Consider the following 16,803-nt stretch of genomic DNA (forward strand, 5'->3'; position numbering starts at 1 on the left):
TCCAAAAGCTCTCATGCTCTAATTTCTTTTTGCCTCTAAAAGCAATAAGTACACATACTATATTAATAACTAGCACTTTCTAGTTATATCAAGCTCGCAGAAAGCTATTTTTAGTTTTGCGCATTTTTCATAAATTCATTAAAATCAGAAATACTTGGATTTGCAATATAATGTCCGCCTTCTACCTGGATTGTCTGTCCAGTAATAAACTTAGATTCATCAGAAGCGAGAAATAAAACTGTATATCCAATATCATCAGGTTCACCATGGTATGGCAACATATTATATTTGGCAAATATGTCTAATACTTCAGGTGACATATTATTCCTAGCAGCGGGAGTCAAGATTAACCCAGGTGCAACAGCATTGCAACGAATCTTATCCTTGCCGTATTGGGTAGCGATATATTTTGTAAGATTTACTACAGCAGCTTTCGATGCTCCATACGCAGCACGAATAGAATCACCAGTAAATCCAGCCATGGATGCTGTATTTATAATCGACCCACTACCAGCCTCAATCATATGTGGTATAGCAAATTTACTACCTATTAGTACACTTTTTAAGTTTACATTCATAAGTCGATCCCATTCATCAAGATCCATATTAACGACATCTAAATCTTTTTTAAGATTAGTCAAACCAACATTATTAAATAAAACCGTAATTTTACCAAAGTGCTTAACAGTGAACTCAACAGCATCCTTAATAGAATTTTCATCACCAGCATCTAGGAATATACCGAAAGCATCTCCTCCATCGGCTTTAATATTCTCTGCCGCTTCTCGTGCACCGTCAGTATTAAAATCGGCAATAACTACTTTTGCACCTTCTTTTGCTAATAATATAGCCGCTGATAATCCAATTCCAGAAGCTCCTCCAGTTACTAGGGCTACCTTACCTTCTACTCTTCCCATTGTTTAAATACCCCTTTCTCAAATGACTAAATTGTATTAATGTAAACTATATTCACTTATATTTAGATGCCTAAATATTTGACTTCTAAATAATATCAGAAATTTTTTTTCAGTGCAAGGAATACATACTACATCGAGGGATTTAGAGATACTATTATTTTTTCTTTGTTGATATTCTGGTTTAGATATAGCAAGGGGTACACTTTTTACAAGTAAATACTCCAAAATTAGAACTAACTAGCTACGTTTTCCAACTGTAAACCATTTTTCATGATTCATGATGAGATAGGATGACGAGTTATCTATTTATTAAGGCTATTTAGGTTGTAAAAACAACTCAAATAGCCTTTTCTTTTCATTATATTAAAATGCTGGAATTGCCGTTTCATCATAGTTTTTCTCTAAAAACTCACGTACTTCTGTACTTGTCATAGCTTCCGCTAGTTTTTTAATTGCTTCTGAATCCTTATTATCTTCTCGCGCAACTAAAGTAATAGCAAAGTCATTGTCGTCTCCTTCTGTAAGGAGTGCATCACTTTTGGGCGTCAAATTCAATGGTGCAGCATATGCTGGTGTCATTACTACTGCATCTGCATCATCGTACATTCTCGCTAGCATCAACAAATCTACTTCCTCAAACTTATAGTTTTTTGGATTTTCCAGTATGTCAGCTTTCGTATAGTAGGAACCTGTTTTTTCTTTTAAAGTGATGACATTATGTTGGGCTAACAATGCCAGTGAACGATCTATATTTGAAACGTCATTTGCTATTGCAATAACTGCTTCTTCCGGTAATTCATCCATCGAATTATATCCTTTAGAATATGTACCATAATTCGCAAAGTATATAGGAATAATTGGCACTAGGTTTGCACCGTTATTTCTATTGAATTCCTCCATATAGGGAACGTGTTGGAAGAAGTTCGCATCTACTTCTTTTGCTGCTAGTGCAGTGTTAGGCTGAACATTATCTCCTAAAACAACGATTTCAAGATTAATTGATTGCTCTGCTAACTTAGGTTTAATAAGTTCAAGAATTTCTGTCATTGGAGGGATTAATGATGCTACTTTTAATGTTACTTCTTCATCATTTCCCTGCACTTTTTCGTTATCATTCTTCTCTTTCTCTTGGCTACAACCAGCTAAAATTACCACTAACAATGTTATTAATAAAAGAATTTTTCTCATATGTTCCTCCTGTTATCCCTGTTATCTAACGCTTATCTATTATTCTAGCGATAGTAGTACCAGTAAACTGAATGAGCTGTACTAGTATAATCATAATAATAATCATATAAATCATTAAATCCGTCTTAAATTGTTGATATCCATACCGTATAGCAAAGTCACCAATACCACCGCCTCCGACAACTCCCATAATGGTCGAGTAAGAAATAAAACTAATGATGGATGTAGTTAATCCAAGGACTAGACCAGATCTAGTCTCTACATAAAGAAATTTAAATACTATTTCTTTAACAGAAGCACCCATTGAAATTGCCGCTTCCATTACACCTTTAGGTACATCCAATAAAGATTGCTCGACTAGTCTTGAATAATGTGCAATAGCAATGATTGATAAGGGAACAATTGCAGCTGTTGTGCCGATAGCTGTCCCTATGATTAATCTTGTAAAAGGAATTAAAAAAACAACTAGTAGTAAGAATGGAAATGAACGAATTATATTTACCAATAAATTTAAAACAGTAAAAACCAATCGATTTTCAATTACTTCTCCCTTGCGACAAAGGAAAAGTAAGGTCCCAACCGGGAGACCTAATAGTATCGCTGCTCCTAAAGATGCCCCAACCATTATAAAAGTTTCACCAATGGACACCCAAATTTCAGCTTCATATTGAACCAATATATCAGGCATCATCCATCTCACCAACCTTTGCTAATTGCTCTATAAAATAGCTAGGGCTCTTATCTATATGGTGGATCCCAATTGGTTCAGTTAATACGGTGTCATAAATTTCTCCATTTGCCATAACCGTTACTCGATTACATATACTTTTAATTACTTCCATCTCATGGCTGACAATAACAATTGTAACACCTAGAACTTTATTAATATTTTCTAAAACTCCTAATATTTCAGCACTTATATTAGGATCCAGTGAAGAGGTCGGTTCATCACATAACAAAACTTGTGGATTGTTCGCTAATGCTCTTGCAATTGCAACCCGCTGTTTTTGTCCACCACTTAATTGTGCTGGATATTGCTTCATTAAATCTTCTAACCCAACGAATTGAAGACACTCTATAACCCGATCCTTACGCTCCTTCTTTGGAAAGTTAGCCAACTCTAAGGATACTGCTACATTCTCGTAAACTGTTTTGTTTGCCACTAGGTTAAAATGTTGAAAAATCATTCCAATTGACTTCCGGGCTTGTCGAAGTTCTTTGCTTCTAAGATTTGTTAAATTTTGGCCATTAACTCTTACTTCCCCTTCATCCGGGATTTCTAACAAATTCACAAGCCTCAACAAGGTGGATTTTCCTGCTCCACTAGCTCCGATAATCCCATGGACTTCTCCTTTATCTATCGTTAGAGATACAGATTTAATCACTTTAAATCGGGAAAAACTTTTACTGACGTTAACTAATTTAATCATAAAAAAAACCCCTTTCTTTTAGTTGAAGGGTGATTACAATGTGGTTAATTATAACGCATTATAGGTGTACTGTCATTTAGCTAATACTATGGGACTAATCGCGGCAAATTACTCGATAATTTTGTCCATAGGATAATAAGCGCAACTCAAACAGAGCAAATCACAAGGTCCCATTGGGAATCGCAAGTCTGCTCTGTTTTAAGAAGTAATTAACTTTGCTGGTACTCCAACGAATATAAATCATTTAATGTCAACTTACCAAAGCTAAAATCATTTAATCTTTGTGCTATTAAATACTGGGTAATGGCACCTAATGTAATTGTGTCCTGCTCCTTTACATCAATAAGCGTTTTACCGTTTGGTAATATCTGCACTGCCAGTTCCGGAAACTGCTTTTTAAAAACTATAAGGAGCTCCTGCGAGAAATTTGATACACGAACCGTTGTTACCTTGTTGTCACTAAAACCAGGTGACACATCGTCTACTAAGTTTAGTTCACCATTTTTCATAAAGAATATACGATCTGCATATTGCTCTAGGTTCTCCAATAAATGAGAAGCAATAATAATTGTTTTACCTTCTGCTTTTTTTTGTAAAAGTATTTGAGATATTAGCTCTACGTGCGTTGGATCCAATCCATTCATCACTTCATCCATCAGCATCACTTGTGTATTGGAAACGATTTGCATGGCAAAGCATAGACGCTGACGCATTCCTAAAGAATATGTGCCCGTTTTTTTCTTTACATAAGATTCCATACCAAGTTTTACAATTGTTTCATCTATTAGTTTCGGATCGCTATTCCACATTTCCTGATAGATTTTCAGATGATTCTTACCAGATACATGATTATATAAATCACTTTGGTCCGGCATCATAGATACATCCTGATGTATCTTCACCTCATTTGCTTTACTTGAGTATTGTAGTTCATGATTTAAAATCACTTGTCCTTGATTTGGTGGTAAATAGTTCATGATCACATTCATCAATGTCGATTTCCCTGTTCCATTTGGTGCTACTAAACCAATGATTTCCCCTGGTTGAAATTTAATCGATATATCCTTTAATACCTGTTTGTCTCCAAACCGTACGCCTATTTTTTTTAATTCCAACAAGTCTATCACCCTTTCCTAGGCTATTAACTTAAACCTTTTAAATTTACTCACAATCAGCGTCAATATCATCAAAAAGAGTGTACAACATCCTACTATTGTTAACCCGTATTGATAGGTTAAATCAGGCGACTCATAAACAAAGTTTCTATAACCTGAAATGACTTGTCCTACTTGCACATATGATGTTGGATAACGTTCAATATCTGAATATGCCCCCATTACTCGTTCAAAATATATCCACTCAGCAGCTATTAGGAGAAAGCTAACAAATAAATTAGCAAATTCCGCTTTCAAAATTATACTTAGGAACAAACTGATCCCTATAAAGAATAAGAACCAAATAGCCATAAACAAGACGTTTTTTAATATAAATGTACTCATGGGCATATTAGTAAAGGTTTCTTCTATGTATGAATAGATAGGCACCGGCAGTGAAAAATCACCAAATCCATTTTGTAATCCAATAACTATAAAACCTACGCATAGAGGAATAAATGTTAGAACACTTCCTATAAAAGCAACTATTCCTTTCATCAATAGCTTTTTCCAGTCAGCTATGGGAAATCCTTTTAATAAACTAGGGTTACGACGATCTTTCAACACAATATCTACAGATAAAAAGATACAGCTTATAAATAATACAATTGGCAAATAATCATTTAGCATCCGTTGTAACGTTTGTAGAGCAGTTCTTTCTTCAAACAACTCCATAGACAGCTCCGAGCTTCCCTCTACATAACCAGTAAACCTACTAGCTGTATAACCATAACCATAATGTCCATCAGCATGAGCATAATTATTACCATAGGTGTAATAGAGAGGGTTGTAGAAGAAGTCACCACTGTTGACAATTAGTTGGTCTGAATACAGATACCATCCTGCTGTTCCTTCTGCATATTTTAAGTAATCCTTATCACCAATTGCATCAATTCTTGCCCTATCATATTCATTCCAGCCCGGGAATATGGCCAGTGCAAATGCAACGGAAGGATGCATATTGTCTTTCCCTTCGACACTTTTGATAAAATCATCTCTCGTCGTGTAACGTGCTTCCATCTCAGCTACATCGACTTTTTCAATAGGTTCGTATGAAGGTGCAATTTTTAATACAAAATATATAGCTAAAAATAGTAAAATCACGTATACAGCTATGTTTTTCTTATTCGTAAAAAATTGACTCAACTCCCATTTAAAATAGGCCCACATTTTATCCACCTCCTATATTTTCTGTAGCTTACCTGTCGATAAAACCCATTTTATAATAGCCATTAGCAATCCAATGCTAATACACAAATAAAGCAATCCTGCATTGCTATTTAAGGCGACTGGCATAGCTAAATTTAGAGACTCTCCATTTAAGACACTCGGAAAGTTAACATAGTTAAATGGATTAAAAGGTATTAGCTCGATTAGCCCTGGGAACAAAATGGGTAAGACAACAAGGATAACTTGTACAAAAATAGTTAAATAAACATTTTTTAATAGTACATTTAAAATTACAGACAATAAAATTGCAAAAATCGCCAGAACAATCATATAAATTATCGAAACTGCTATGTATTTATAAATAGGATAAATCATTACTCCCCCGTTAAAAACGGCTACAGGATAGGATGCCTGTCCTAATCCTTTAAAATAGATTAGAGGTAAACTACATATGAAGAGCTCAATTATGAAAATAACTACTATACCCATCGAAGTTATACATTTCGCTAACACATACTTACTAAAAGCAATAGGATACCCTTTAATAATAGAAATATGGCGGAAATCGTCTATCATAATATTAGACGAGTAAATACCAATTAGAACAAACCATACTGAGCCTACTATACTAAATAAAAACGCTAAAAATGGATAGAAACTTAGTGAGCCAAAAGACAATTCTAAACTATGTTCTTTTAAATATTTATAATAGGAAGAGTCCATTTCATTCTCTATCTTTGATGGCAAATTTCCAGCTACCAGATCATAATTCTCCATTTCAAATGCTTGTTTTCGTAATTCTGTAAGCTCTATTGCGGTATCTATAAATAATTCCGGTTGCTCTGTTTTTAAGGCCATCCCTTGTTTCGGATATGTATAATATTGTTTGACGATATTTTTGTATATATCACTACCATCCCCGTATTCACTGGCATCTACAATCTGAAATTTATTCATAGCTACTTTAACTGGTAATGATTCACTTGATTTTTCTTTAATAGGATTACCTAACTCTGTTGAATTCGCATAAACAACCATCCCAATAATACAAAGTGCCACAATCAGACAAGCAAAAATATTTTTCTTATTTGTTTTCTCTATAATAAATAGCGTTTTTAACATACTTCTCACATAATCCACTCCTTTTAACAAAAACAAACAAATAATTTGAATATTAAGTTAATTTTTACTGCATATCTTCTATATTACCCATTCTCTATGCACTAGGAAAATACCTTTTTCAGAAAAAATAATCTGTGAAATGACTGTAAGTTTTCTATAATTTGTTCCTCATTTTATGTATTTATAAAAAATCTCTTTTTTCATGATATGATAATGTATTGGCGCAAGGAGGTCATATCGTGAAATTAAATAAAGGTGTTTTATTTATATTATTAGGTGCATCATTTTTTGGCTTTACACCTATATTTGCTAAACTTGCATTTAGCTACGGCTACTCACTTGGCCAAATTAATGTCGTTCAAATGGTAATTTCCTTCTTTTTATTATGGTCACTTACTCTCATTAAGCGCTCTAGTTTTAAAGGGCTTAATAAGAAAAATGTTCTTCAAATTATGATTACCGGTTGTTTTATCGGTTTAACAAGTATTTTTTATTATGGTTCGATGCAATATTTGCCGGCTTCATTGGCTATTATTTTAATGTTCCAATTCGTTTGGATAGGAATTATATTAGAATGGATTTTCAGCAAAGTAAGACCCGCTCCAGTAACAATAGTGTCCATCATATTAATTTTAATAGGGGTCTTTTTTGCTTCGAACTTTGTAAATGGCGATATACAAGACCTACCAATTAAAGGATTCATTTTTGGAATTCTATCCGCATTCACTTATGCTGGTTTTATTTTTTGTAGTGGTAAGGTAGCCGTAAATGTAGATCCATGGACTCGCAGCTCTTTGATGGTAACAGGATCAACCATTTTAGTGCTAGTCATATTCATGCGTGACATCCCAACTTTACTACCATTAGAGCAAAACTTGGTGACGACTGCCCTAGGAGTGTCGTTATTCGGGGCAGTCCTGCCACCGTTATTTTTTGCAGCAGGTGCACCTTTAGTTTCGGGAGGAGTAGCAAATATATTAACAACTATTGAGCTACCTATCGCCATTCTATCAGCCAGCATTATTTTGTTAGAAGTAGTAACGACACTTCAATGGTTGGGCATTGCTATTATTATAATGGCTATCGCTTTAAATGAAATTGGACCTAATCTTTTCCGAAATAGAAAGCAATATTAGCGTTCAAAACGAACGTTTGCTGTACACAATCTCGATGACATTCGAGATTGTGTACAGCTTTTTTATTTAACTAATAATTATTTCAACTATTAGACTAAAGCCTTTTGCATTAAGTCGCCGCGGCAGCTTGGTCGGCCTTCACACAATCAATTGCGACAACGATTGCAATAATGAATGCTTCCATCTCCTCATTCAATATTTGAACCTTGTAGCTATCGCCCCAAGTGAACCACTCCTTGTTCACTTTACCTATAACTACACCGTGCTGTAAGATTTGAAAATTCATATCCCACCAGTTCCCATGTACCTCGATATCTGCCGCGTCAATCGTGTAGCGTGCTTTAAAGAAAGAAAACTCCTTCTTAATCGTTAACACCTCTAGACCATTTACCTCCACAAAAAACTTCGGCAAAAAGCTAAAGACTTTTTTTGTAATAAGGGCGACTTCATCTCTTGTTGTATTCATAATGGAGAATGTCTTTGGAATTTGCATAAAACTGCCCTCCACGTAATATACATCCTCCTCCTGCTCATTCTTTATCGTAAATTTGCCATTTAGACTGAATACCTTCTGCTTTATATAAAGTTGTTTCACACCTAAGCCTCCTTTAAATTAACGTATTAATACTGCACAGAGATTTCACCTTTGGGGGATTTCAACTAACTAATATATTCAACGTATTATATCGAAATACCTTCTAAACAAAAAAGTTTGCAAATAAAGAAGTTTGAATACTTTGCTAATCTATTATTATTTTTGATAACGTTCTCCCTATTGTCGCAAAACGGGATTTAATGTTTAATTAATATATTTGTCTTTCAATTGATCATGCCGATGCCACCAATAATCATATTCATGCAATTGAAAAGAACAAATCCAATCTTGGATTTGTTCTTTTGTTAGTAAGAATTTATACTGATCATCATAACCAATCAAATTCATTCCAAGTTTTTTTATGTTGTTGACTTTTTACATTCTCATCCCTCATGTTCAGTATGATATAAAATACTATAATTGAATGACTCTTTACTGCTTCAGACATTATTTATACGTTCTACAAACTTCTTCGCAGCACGTGATAACGGAATATTTTTTAGATAGCATATGCCAATACTCCTTTTTGGAATTTTCTCTTCTAGCGCTATCTCGTATAAATCTCCTCTTTCTAAATAATCCCTTGAAAACTCTCTTATAACACATGAAATACCTAAATTTATTTTTGTAAATTCTAAAACCAGATCATATGACCCAAGCTCAAAAACAGGTGAAACAGGAAAGCCCCTCTCTTTAAAGAAATTTTCGACAAACATTCGTGAATTTGATTTCTTTTCTAAAAAAATTAGTGGCATTCCCATTAAATTTTTTAAACTCATCGGCTTTTCCGTTAATTTTTTATATTTTTCTCCGCATACAAAAATATCTTGAATTTCCTTACAAGGGATGACTTGAAGATATTTGTCGTGGACCGGTAAATTACATATCCCCAAATCTGCCTTTCCAGATTTAATAAAATCACATATTTCTGATGTAGTTCCATTTAATATATTTAATTTGATTTCAGGGTAGCTGTTATGGAATTCTTCCAAATAAGGCAATAAAAAATAGCGAGAGATGGTATCTCCAACTCCAATTCGTAATTGTCCAGTCTTTAATGTTTTAAACTCTAATATTTTATCTTCTGCGATATTAATTATTCCTAAAGCTGAGTTAATATGCTCATTTAACAGTTTTCCTTCATTTGTCAATACTACTCCCTTTGATGTTCGATAGAAAAGCAGTATTTCCAATTCTTTCTCCAACTTTGAAATTGCTTGACTAACAGCGGATTGGGTCATAAATAGTTCTTGAGCTGCTTTAGAAAAACTTTTATTTCTGCTAACGATGTTAAATATACGGTATAAATCCAATTTCCCTATCATATAAGTTCTCCTAATATCACATATAATATTTATTAATTTTACTTATACCACTTTAACAAGGTATAGTAAACTTATAGGTGTTAGAACATTAGCACATAATATGATTTAAAGTGTACTCGATTAGAGGAGAGATTATATTGACAAGAGCAGTTGGAACAATAGTACGTGGACTTCGTGGTCCAATCATCAATCAAGGAGATAATATTGAACTAATCGTAGTTGATACGGTATTAAATGCAGCAAAAAAGGAAGGATTTTCGATTGAGGATCGTGACATTGTAACAATAACGGAATCCATTGTCGCTCGTGCACAAGGAAACTATGCCTCAGTTGACGATATAGCAGCAGATATAAAAGCAAAATTCGGTGACGACACAGTTGGCGTCATTTTCCCAATTCTTAGCCGTAATCGATTTGCAAACTGCTTACGAGGGATTGCAAAAGGGACGAAAAGTATAGTCTTAATGTTGAGTTATCCATCCGATGAAGTCGGGAACCACCTTGTAGACATTGATGAACTAGATGCTAAAGGCATAAACCCATGGACTGATGTATTATCAGAATCGGAGTTCCGTGAGCACTTCGGTAATATCCAACATCCATTTACCGGTGTTGATTACATCGAATACTATAAATCTCTGGTCCAGGCTGAAGGTGTGACTTGCGAAGTTATTTTCTCAAACAATCCAAAAACCATATTAGACTATACAAAGACAATATTAACTTGTGATATTCACTCACGTTTCAGAACAAAACTCATTTTAACAAAAAACGGTGCTGAAAAAGTATATGGTCTAGATGATATTCTTTCAGAACCAATCAATGGCAGTGGTTTTAATGCAGACTATGGTCTACTGGGATCAAATAAAGCAACAGAAGACAGTATCAAATTATTTCCAAACAACTGTCAACCAATCGTTGATGGGATTCAAGCAAAAATCAAAGAAGTAACAGGTAAAACGGTTGAAGTAATGGTTTATGGAGATGGAGCATTCAAAGACCCGGTTGGCAAAATATGGGAGCTTGCAGATCCAGTAGTATCACCCGCGTTTACTCAAGGACTTAACGGCACTCCAAACGAAGTGAAATTAAAGTACTTGGCAGATAACAATTTCTCACACCTTCGTGGAGAAGAGTTAAAACAAGCTATTTCTGAATTCATAGAGAATAAAAATGAAGACTTAGTTGGCGCGATGGAAGCCCAAGGTACTACACCTCGTAGACTAACGGACCTAATTGGATCATTATCTGATTTGACTTCTGGTAGTGGGGACAAAGGAACACCTATGGTCTATATCCAAGGATACTTCGATAATTATACAAAATCTTAAAAGCGTAAAAGGAAAAAAGGATGTCTTCTAATCAAGACATCCTTTTTTCCTTATGGCACGCTTCACCCCACCTGTTTAAGTGGCGGTATTTAAGAATAAATTATCTTCCCAAAAACTATGTTTGTACAATAAATGACGTTGGTGAAAGAAAACCCCCATCCCTTTTAAACGAGATGAGGAGGATTCTCACTAACGTCATTTTTTATAAATACATGGGACAAAGTAGTCCTGCTACCCACTGAGCTGAAGCCGTGCTCGCGGAAAGCGTGTCCATCTGGAACTGAAAACAACGGGATACAGGAGGACTATGTGAAAAAGGACTATCCCAGAAAATCAGCTTTACTGACTTCTTGGATAGCCCTACAATAACTAAATTATGGTTGGCTACTATTCTTCGCCAACGTCATTTGACAAAGAACCAAAACTATTTACTTGAGAGTAGAGAACTTCGTTATAAAAAACTACACCTCCAATTGCTAGTTGTGTCTAACAATCAGGGTGCAGTTCTAAAAGAATGGATACTATTTTTTTAGTTTAGTTGCTAACTGCAACTTCTACGTTTGGTCCATTATCTTCACGAATGAATAGGACTGAAATTGTACCAATTACGAGTAATACTGCAGCGAAGTAGAATCCTGCATTTAAAGTACCTGTAACATCTGTAAGCCAACCAGTGAGATATGGCGCTATAATAGAACCACACATTCCGATGAAGTTATAAAAACCGAATGCAGTACTTAATGATTGTTTCGGTGCGTTATCTGCAACGACAGCAACTAATACTGGATTTGTACTAATTTTACCGAAAATACCATATCCGATTAATGCTGCATAAAGAACATACATATTATCAAATGCTACGATGGATACAATCGCGATAATCGAAAGTGGTAGCATCACGAGTAATACAGGTTTGCGTTTCCCCATTCTATCAGCAATCCAACTAAATATGATGGAACCTGGAATCGCTGCCCAAGGGACCAACGAAGCCACTATAGCAACTTCGGTTCCATCGATTCCACGTGCATGCTGTAAATAATATGGAATCCATGTAACAACTACGAAGAATGCATAGATAGCACAGAATATAGTGATGTAAGCACATACTAAGTTTCTACTAAATAATTCTTTAATCTTAAGCTTTTGCGGAGCTGCGTCCTGCGAACCAGCCTGAGCTTGTCCTTTTGGTTTTTCTTTAATAATCCACCACATGGCTAAACCAATCAGAACAACTGGGATAGCAACAACGAAGAATGGGGCTCTCCAGCTCATTCCAAGTGTATCAACTGTATAACTAGAAATGAAGTAACCAATAGACAACCCAAATGCCATACCACTATTAATAATTGCGCTACCTACAGTAATATGTTTCTTTGGTATTGCCTCAGTTGAAAGTCCATATTGTGGTCCGTAGTAGAATCCTTGGAAAATACCAACAAATAACCACGCAATCATGAATAGTGTAAATGATGGCATCAAACCTGTGACTGCTGCCATAATACCAAAAAGAAGAAACCCCGGTACAAGTACCTTTTTCTTACCAATCTTATCTCCCATAATTCCGGACGGTACGTTCAGCCCTGCATATCCGAGAAAGAAGATACTACTTATTAAACCGAGCTGTGTAGTAGACAAACTAAAAACTGATTGAATATCGTTCATGACTGGGTTTAGAACTGCTCGCGTTGCATATATTGCAATCCACCCAAAAAAGAAAACAGTTACAATTTTAATCCAATATGGAATTAACTCTTTTTTCTCTGTAGTTGGATTATGTTTCGGATCTTTCGCCATTTTATTTCCCTCCTAATTTAAGTATATTTTATTAAGATAGTTAATAGGTAATTAATGATTTCAACTTCATTTAGAATATACAATATTAGGCATTACATCCAAATAAAAATGTAGGGGTGTACATTACAAAAAGATTAAAATGAGAAGGAAATTCGAGGTATTTAAACAAAATATCTTAAAGCAAATGGGAGACTAGTTATCAATTGGCACTGCCAAGCCTATGGGGGACTTCAACCACCAAGTTATAGTACATTCCTGTGCACAAAAAAATCCCGTACTGCAAATAAGCAGTTCGGGACTCTATTTATTATTTTTGTATATTTTTCAGCATATAACCAAGACCAGGATAGGTGACAATATATTCTTCTTCATTTTGAATAATTTTTTTTATTTTTGCGCGAATTCTAGCAATCCCAACACGTAAATAATCTATGTCATCACGGTACTGCGGTCCCCAAACCTCTGATAGGAGTGTTTCATGCTGAACGACTTTATCGAGATTAAGAGCTAATATTTTCATTAAGGAATACTCGGTTGGAGTAAGCTTGAATTCCTCATCATTTATCCAACATCGCACTCTTCCTAAATCGATCACAAGTTCCCCGGTATGAATAACCGAGGATTCTACCAAATTAGAGTTAGCAGAATTTGATTGGCTTCTTCGTAATACAGCATTCACCCTAGCAAAAAGCTCATCTAGTGAGAAGGGCTTCGTTAAATAATCATCTGCACCAACGTTTAACCCATGTACTTTATCCTTTGAATTACTTCTAGCAGTAAGCATAATTACGGGTACATTTGAGAACTTGCGCAGTTTTTCTAATATAAGAAAGCCATCCTGTGCAGGCATCATAATATCAAGTAAAATTAAGTCAGGTGAGACCAGATCAAACTTCTCTAGCAATTCTTCTCCAGAGCTCATCGTGAACACTTCATATCCAATTGACTTTAAGTTAGCCGCTACAAAGCGTAAAATTTTCGGTTCATCGTCAACGAAACAAATCTTTTGAGCATTCAATACTACTCTTCCTCTCTTTTGTTAGGAAAATATAGAATAAAAGAGCTGCCTTTACCAATCTCGCTAAGCACTTCAATTCTTCCTTCGTGTGCTTCCATAATTCCTAGGCAAATTGCTAGTCCTAATCCGGTACCCCCAGTTCTTCTTGTAGCAGTTATATCAACCTGAAAAAAACGATTAAACATTTTTATAATATGATCATTAGAAATGCCGATTCCATTATCAGTAACCGTAATTATTGTATAATCTCGGTTTGCATCTAATGTTACATCAATTTTCTTGATAGGCGAGTCATTATAGCGCAGGGCATTCGTGAATAGATTAATCAGTACCTGGTAAACACGTAGTTTATCAGCATAGAAGGTAAAACCCTCTGGAAGATTTGTATGAAATTTGCATACTGTGTTTACCTGAAGAGATAGTGGTATTTGTTCCAACGATTTTTTTATCAAATGATCTGCCCGAATAATCATATCACGTTCAACAAACATCGTTCCTGACTCGATTTTGGAAATATCCATCCAGTCATTTACTAAGTGAAGAATTCTTTCTATGTCTTCATGTATTCCTTCTAATAATTCCTGTTGAAAATCTGGTCCCCATTCAACTTCCTTACGAAGTAATGTTTCGACACTGCCTTTAATATTTGTAATCGGTGTTTTAAACTCATGGGATGTAAGAGAAATTAAATTATTCTTTAATATATCAATCTCTTCTTCTTTGGTAATATCTCTTAATAGTAATCCTTCGCCGATTGTATTATCGTCTAATATGACTGAGAATTTATGAAGAATATAATACTTTGGTTTCTTTGATTCCTGTTTATACTCTAGTTTAAGCTCACCTTTGTCCTTGGCAAAAAAAGCTGAAAGCTCCTCATGCTCAACATCAAACAATGTAATAAGTTGTTTATATACACTAGATAGTGTTAATAAGTCATCCTCAATACCATTGGCAACGATGTTTAAAAAGAACTCATTGACATAATCAACCTCTTTTTCGTTATTAACGAGCATTAAGCCCTCTGACATGCTTTCTAATACCGCGAGCAGCACTGCATGCTTATTGCGAATTTCTTCGAAGAAAAACTTATTTTGCAGCATAACGGCGAGCGAGCTAGCGAATGTATTAAGAAATTCCTGATTGCTTTTACTTAAAGGTTCATCACCTAATAAATCAACAATCAAAAATCCTTTATTATCCTTTTCAAATTGGAATGACTGCGTATACTGCTGCTCTCCAATCATATTTTCCCTAAGATAATTTGCTAAATTTTGTTCCGAATAAATCCTTTCATTCGTCACGGCCAAATCTTTAAAGAAAATATGGATGGAATAGTTAATATAAGGCTTAACTTTATTTAAAAAATCCTGAATGAAATGAGCTAAATCCTTATTAGAAGACACGGAAGTGATTAATTTGTTTACAGCTTTAAGCTCTAAGTTCTTATTCCTTAACGTTACTGTTCGTTCATGGACTCTACCCTCAAGCTCTCTATTTAATTCGATTAATTCCTGTTTATTATTATCAACCTCATCAATCATGCGATTGAAATAATAGAATAACTCTTCCATTTCTTGCGGCCCTTGTCTATTCTTCGTAACAAGTGAATTATGTCGAATCCCATTTGTATAGTCTTTAATATAATCGAGTAACTGTCGTATTGTTACTTCCAACCGATTCGTTAAGAAAAGACTGACACCTACCATCACAATGGCAGTTCCAAGAAGAAAGATAAGAATTGTCACAATCGATTTTTTGTACGTATTTGTAATAGCTTCAGTAGGCTTGGCTACCCAAATAACCCAATCAAGTGACTTTATCTTTTCATAAGTAATGTATTCTTCCCTCTTCTGATCTTTCAACTTAAAGTAGTTACTCCCCTCGTCCGCATGATTTTCTTCAATATATTGAATGATTTCTGATTCTGAAATATTAACAAGATCTCTTCTTGTGTTGACAGAAGGATGAACGACAACATTTTTTTCCTGATCAATTGCGATAACATATCCTTCTTCACCGGAATTGCGTTGTTTAATATGCTCACCTAAAGCATTTAAATCCAAGGCCCCAAGAACATAGCCGATTAGTTTCTTATCATTATCTAGAATAGGCGAAACAATCGCTACTAATAGAACATTGGTGCCACCCCTTCCATGGTAGACAGGAGAAATGACAGTGGATTTTGTTTTAACTAACTCTTTGTAGTAATATCGATCACTAAAATTGAGATTTTCTCTATTTGTACCATCTGTATACAGTTCAGGATAAAAAACGATAGATTGTCCGCTACTATCCCCGACATACAAGTTGACAAAGCCTGGGTAATTGATCTTAATGTCTCTAAGCTCGTCTTGGATTGCTTCCACATCTCCTGCTTCAAACGCCTCTTGTATTCGCAGAGCTTCTATTTGAATGGCTTTTTTATGGTCTATAATATATTCGTCAATGTAATCTGCAAGGTAAGTCGTAGTTTGTGCCTGGTATCTTTTGCTTTCATCTATTAATGAAGATAATTGAAAGATTTGAAAAATACCAAGAAATAAAATGGAAAAAAACAAAATGGTTAGAAAGGAATAAATAAGTTCCTTTTTAAAGGAGTGAGCTTTTTTCATTTTGTTCT

The 16,803-nt window shown here is 34.8% G+C and carries 14 protein-coding genes; 2 read left to right on the plus strand and 12 right to left on the minus strand.

The window, feature by feature from the left end; translation table 11 throughout:
* Positions 1-110 precede the first annotated feature (110 nt).
* The 7 genes from LDK52_RS00800 to LDK52_RS00830 all read right to left on the minus strand — a co-directional run bounded on the left by LDK52_RS00800 (position 111) and on the right by LDK52_RS00830 (position 6,990).
* On the minus strand, positions 111-917 hold the full coding sequence (locus LDK52_RS00800; RefSeq protein WP_277584044.1) for an SDR family NAD(P)-dependent oxidoreductase: 807 nt from the start codon (positions 915-917) through the stop codon (positions 111-113).
* A gap of 363 nt (positions 918-1,280) precedes the next feature.
* Complete coding sequence (locus tag LDK52_RS00805; protein ID WP_277584045.1) at positions 1,281-2,105, minus strand: MetQ/NlpA family ABC transporter substrate-binding protein; 825 nt, start codon at positions 2,103-2,105, stop codon at positions 1,281-1,283.
* Positions 2,106-2,130: 25 nt separating this feature from the next.
* The gene (locus tag LDK52_RS00810; RefSeq protein WP_277584046.1) at positions 2,131-2,793 is read right to left on the minus strand and encodes a methionine ABC transporter permease; all 663 of its coding nucleotides are present in this window, start codon (positions 2,791-2,793) and stop codon (positions 2,131-2,133) included.
* The gene (locus LDK52_RS00815; protein WP_277584047.1) at positions 2,786-3,535 is read right to left on the minus strand and encodes a methionine ABC transporter ATP-binding protein; all 750 of its coding nucleotides are present in this window, start codon (positions 3,533-3,535) and stop codon (positions 2,786-2,788) included. The genes LDK52_RS00810 and LDK52_RS00815 overlap by 8 nt, the downstream gene beginning before the upstream one ends.
* Positions 3,536-3,744: 209 nt before the next feature.
* Complete coding sequence (locus LDK52_RS00820) at positions 3,745-4,650, minus strand: ABC transporter ATP-binding protein (protein ID WP_277584048.1); 906 nt, start codon at positions 4,648-4,650, stop codon at positions 3,745-3,747.
* Positions 4,651-4,668: 18 nt separating this feature from the next.
* Positions 4,669-5,859: an ABC transporter permease gene (locus LDK52_RS00825; RefSeq protein WP_277584049.1), complete on the minus strand. Its 1,191-nt coding sequence runs from the start codon at positions 5,857-5,859 to the stop codon at positions 4,669-4,671.
* Between the two features lie 12 nt (positions 5,860-5,871).
* On the minus strand, positions 5,872-6,990 hold the full coding sequence (locus LDK52_RS00830) for an ABC transporter (RefSeq protein ID WP_277584050.1): 1,119 nt from the start codon (positions 6,988-6,990) through the stop codon (positions 5,872-5,874).
* 230 nt (positions 6,991-7,220) lie between these two features.
* Here LDK52_RS00830 and LDK52_RS00835 point away from each other — a divergent pair, with 230 nt between their 5' ends.
* Positions 7,221-8,117, plus strand: coding sequence for an EamA family transporter (locus LDK52_RS00835; protein WP_277584051.1), 897 nt, complete (start codon positions 7,221-7,223; stop codon positions 8,115-8,117).
* A gap of 109 nt (positions 8,118-8,226) precedes the next feature.
* Here the strand turns inward: LDK52_RS00835 and LDK52_RS00840 are convergent, their stop codons facing one another.
* The gene (locus tag LDK52_RS00840) at positions 8,227-8,712 is read right to left on the minus strand and encodes an LURP-one-related/scramblase family protein (RefSeq protein WP_277584052.1); all 486 of its coding nucleotides are present in this window, start codon (positions 8,710-8,712) and stop codon (positions 8,227-8,229) included.
* A gap of 440 nt (positions 8,713-9,152) precedes the next feature.
* Positions 9,153-10,037 (minus strand): LysR family transcriptional regulator, encoded by an 885-nt coding sequence (locus tag LDK52_RS00845; protein ID WP_277584053.1) that lies wholly within the window; start codon positions 10,035-10,037, stop codon positions 9,153-9,155.
* A gap of 137 nt (positions 10,038-10,174) precedes the next feature.
* On the opposite strand from LDK52_RS00845, the gene LDK52_RS00850 reads away from it, so the two are divergent.
* Positions 10,175-11,368, plus strand: coding sequence for a coenzyme F420-0:L-glutamate ligase (locus LDK52_RS00850; protein WP_277584054.1), 1,194 nt, complete (start codon positions 10,175-10,177; stop codon positions 11,366-11,368).
* A 534-nt stretch (positions 11,369-11,902) separates the two neighbouring features.
* On the opposite strand, the gene LDK52_RS00855 is transcribed toward LDK52_RS00850, so the two are convergent.
* The 3 genes from LDK52_RS00855 to LDK52_RS00865 all read right to left on the minus strand — a co-directional run bounded on the left by LDK52_RS00855 (position 11,903) and on the right by LDK52_RS00865 (position 16,795).
* Positions 11,903-13,162, minus strand: coding sequence for an MFS transporter (locus LDK52_RS00855; RefSeq protein ID WP_277584055.1), 1,260 nt, complete (start codon positions 13,160-13,162; stop codon positions 11,903-11,905).
* A 307-nt stretch (positions 13,163-13,469) separates the two neighbouring features.
* The gene (locus LDK52_RS00860; RefSeq protein WP_277584056.1) at positions 13,470-14,180 is read right to left on the minus strand and encodes a response regulator transcription factor; all 711 of its coding nucleotides are present in this window, start codon (positions 14,178-14,180) and stop codon (positions 13,470-13,472) included.
* A gap of 2 nt (positions 14,181-14,182) precedes the next feature.
* A complete protein-coding gene (locus tag LDK52_RS00865) occupies positions 14,183-16,795 on the minus strand; it encodes an ATP-binding protein (RefSeq protein WP_277584057.1) in 2,613 nt (870 codons plus the stop codon).
* Positions 16,796-16,803 lie beyond the last annotated feature (8 nt).

The sequence above is a fragment of the Psychrobacillus antarcticus genome (genome assembly GCF_029533155.1).
GTDB lineage: Bacteria > Bacillota > Bacilli > Bacillales_A > Planococcaceae > Psychrobacillus > Psychrobacillus antarcticus.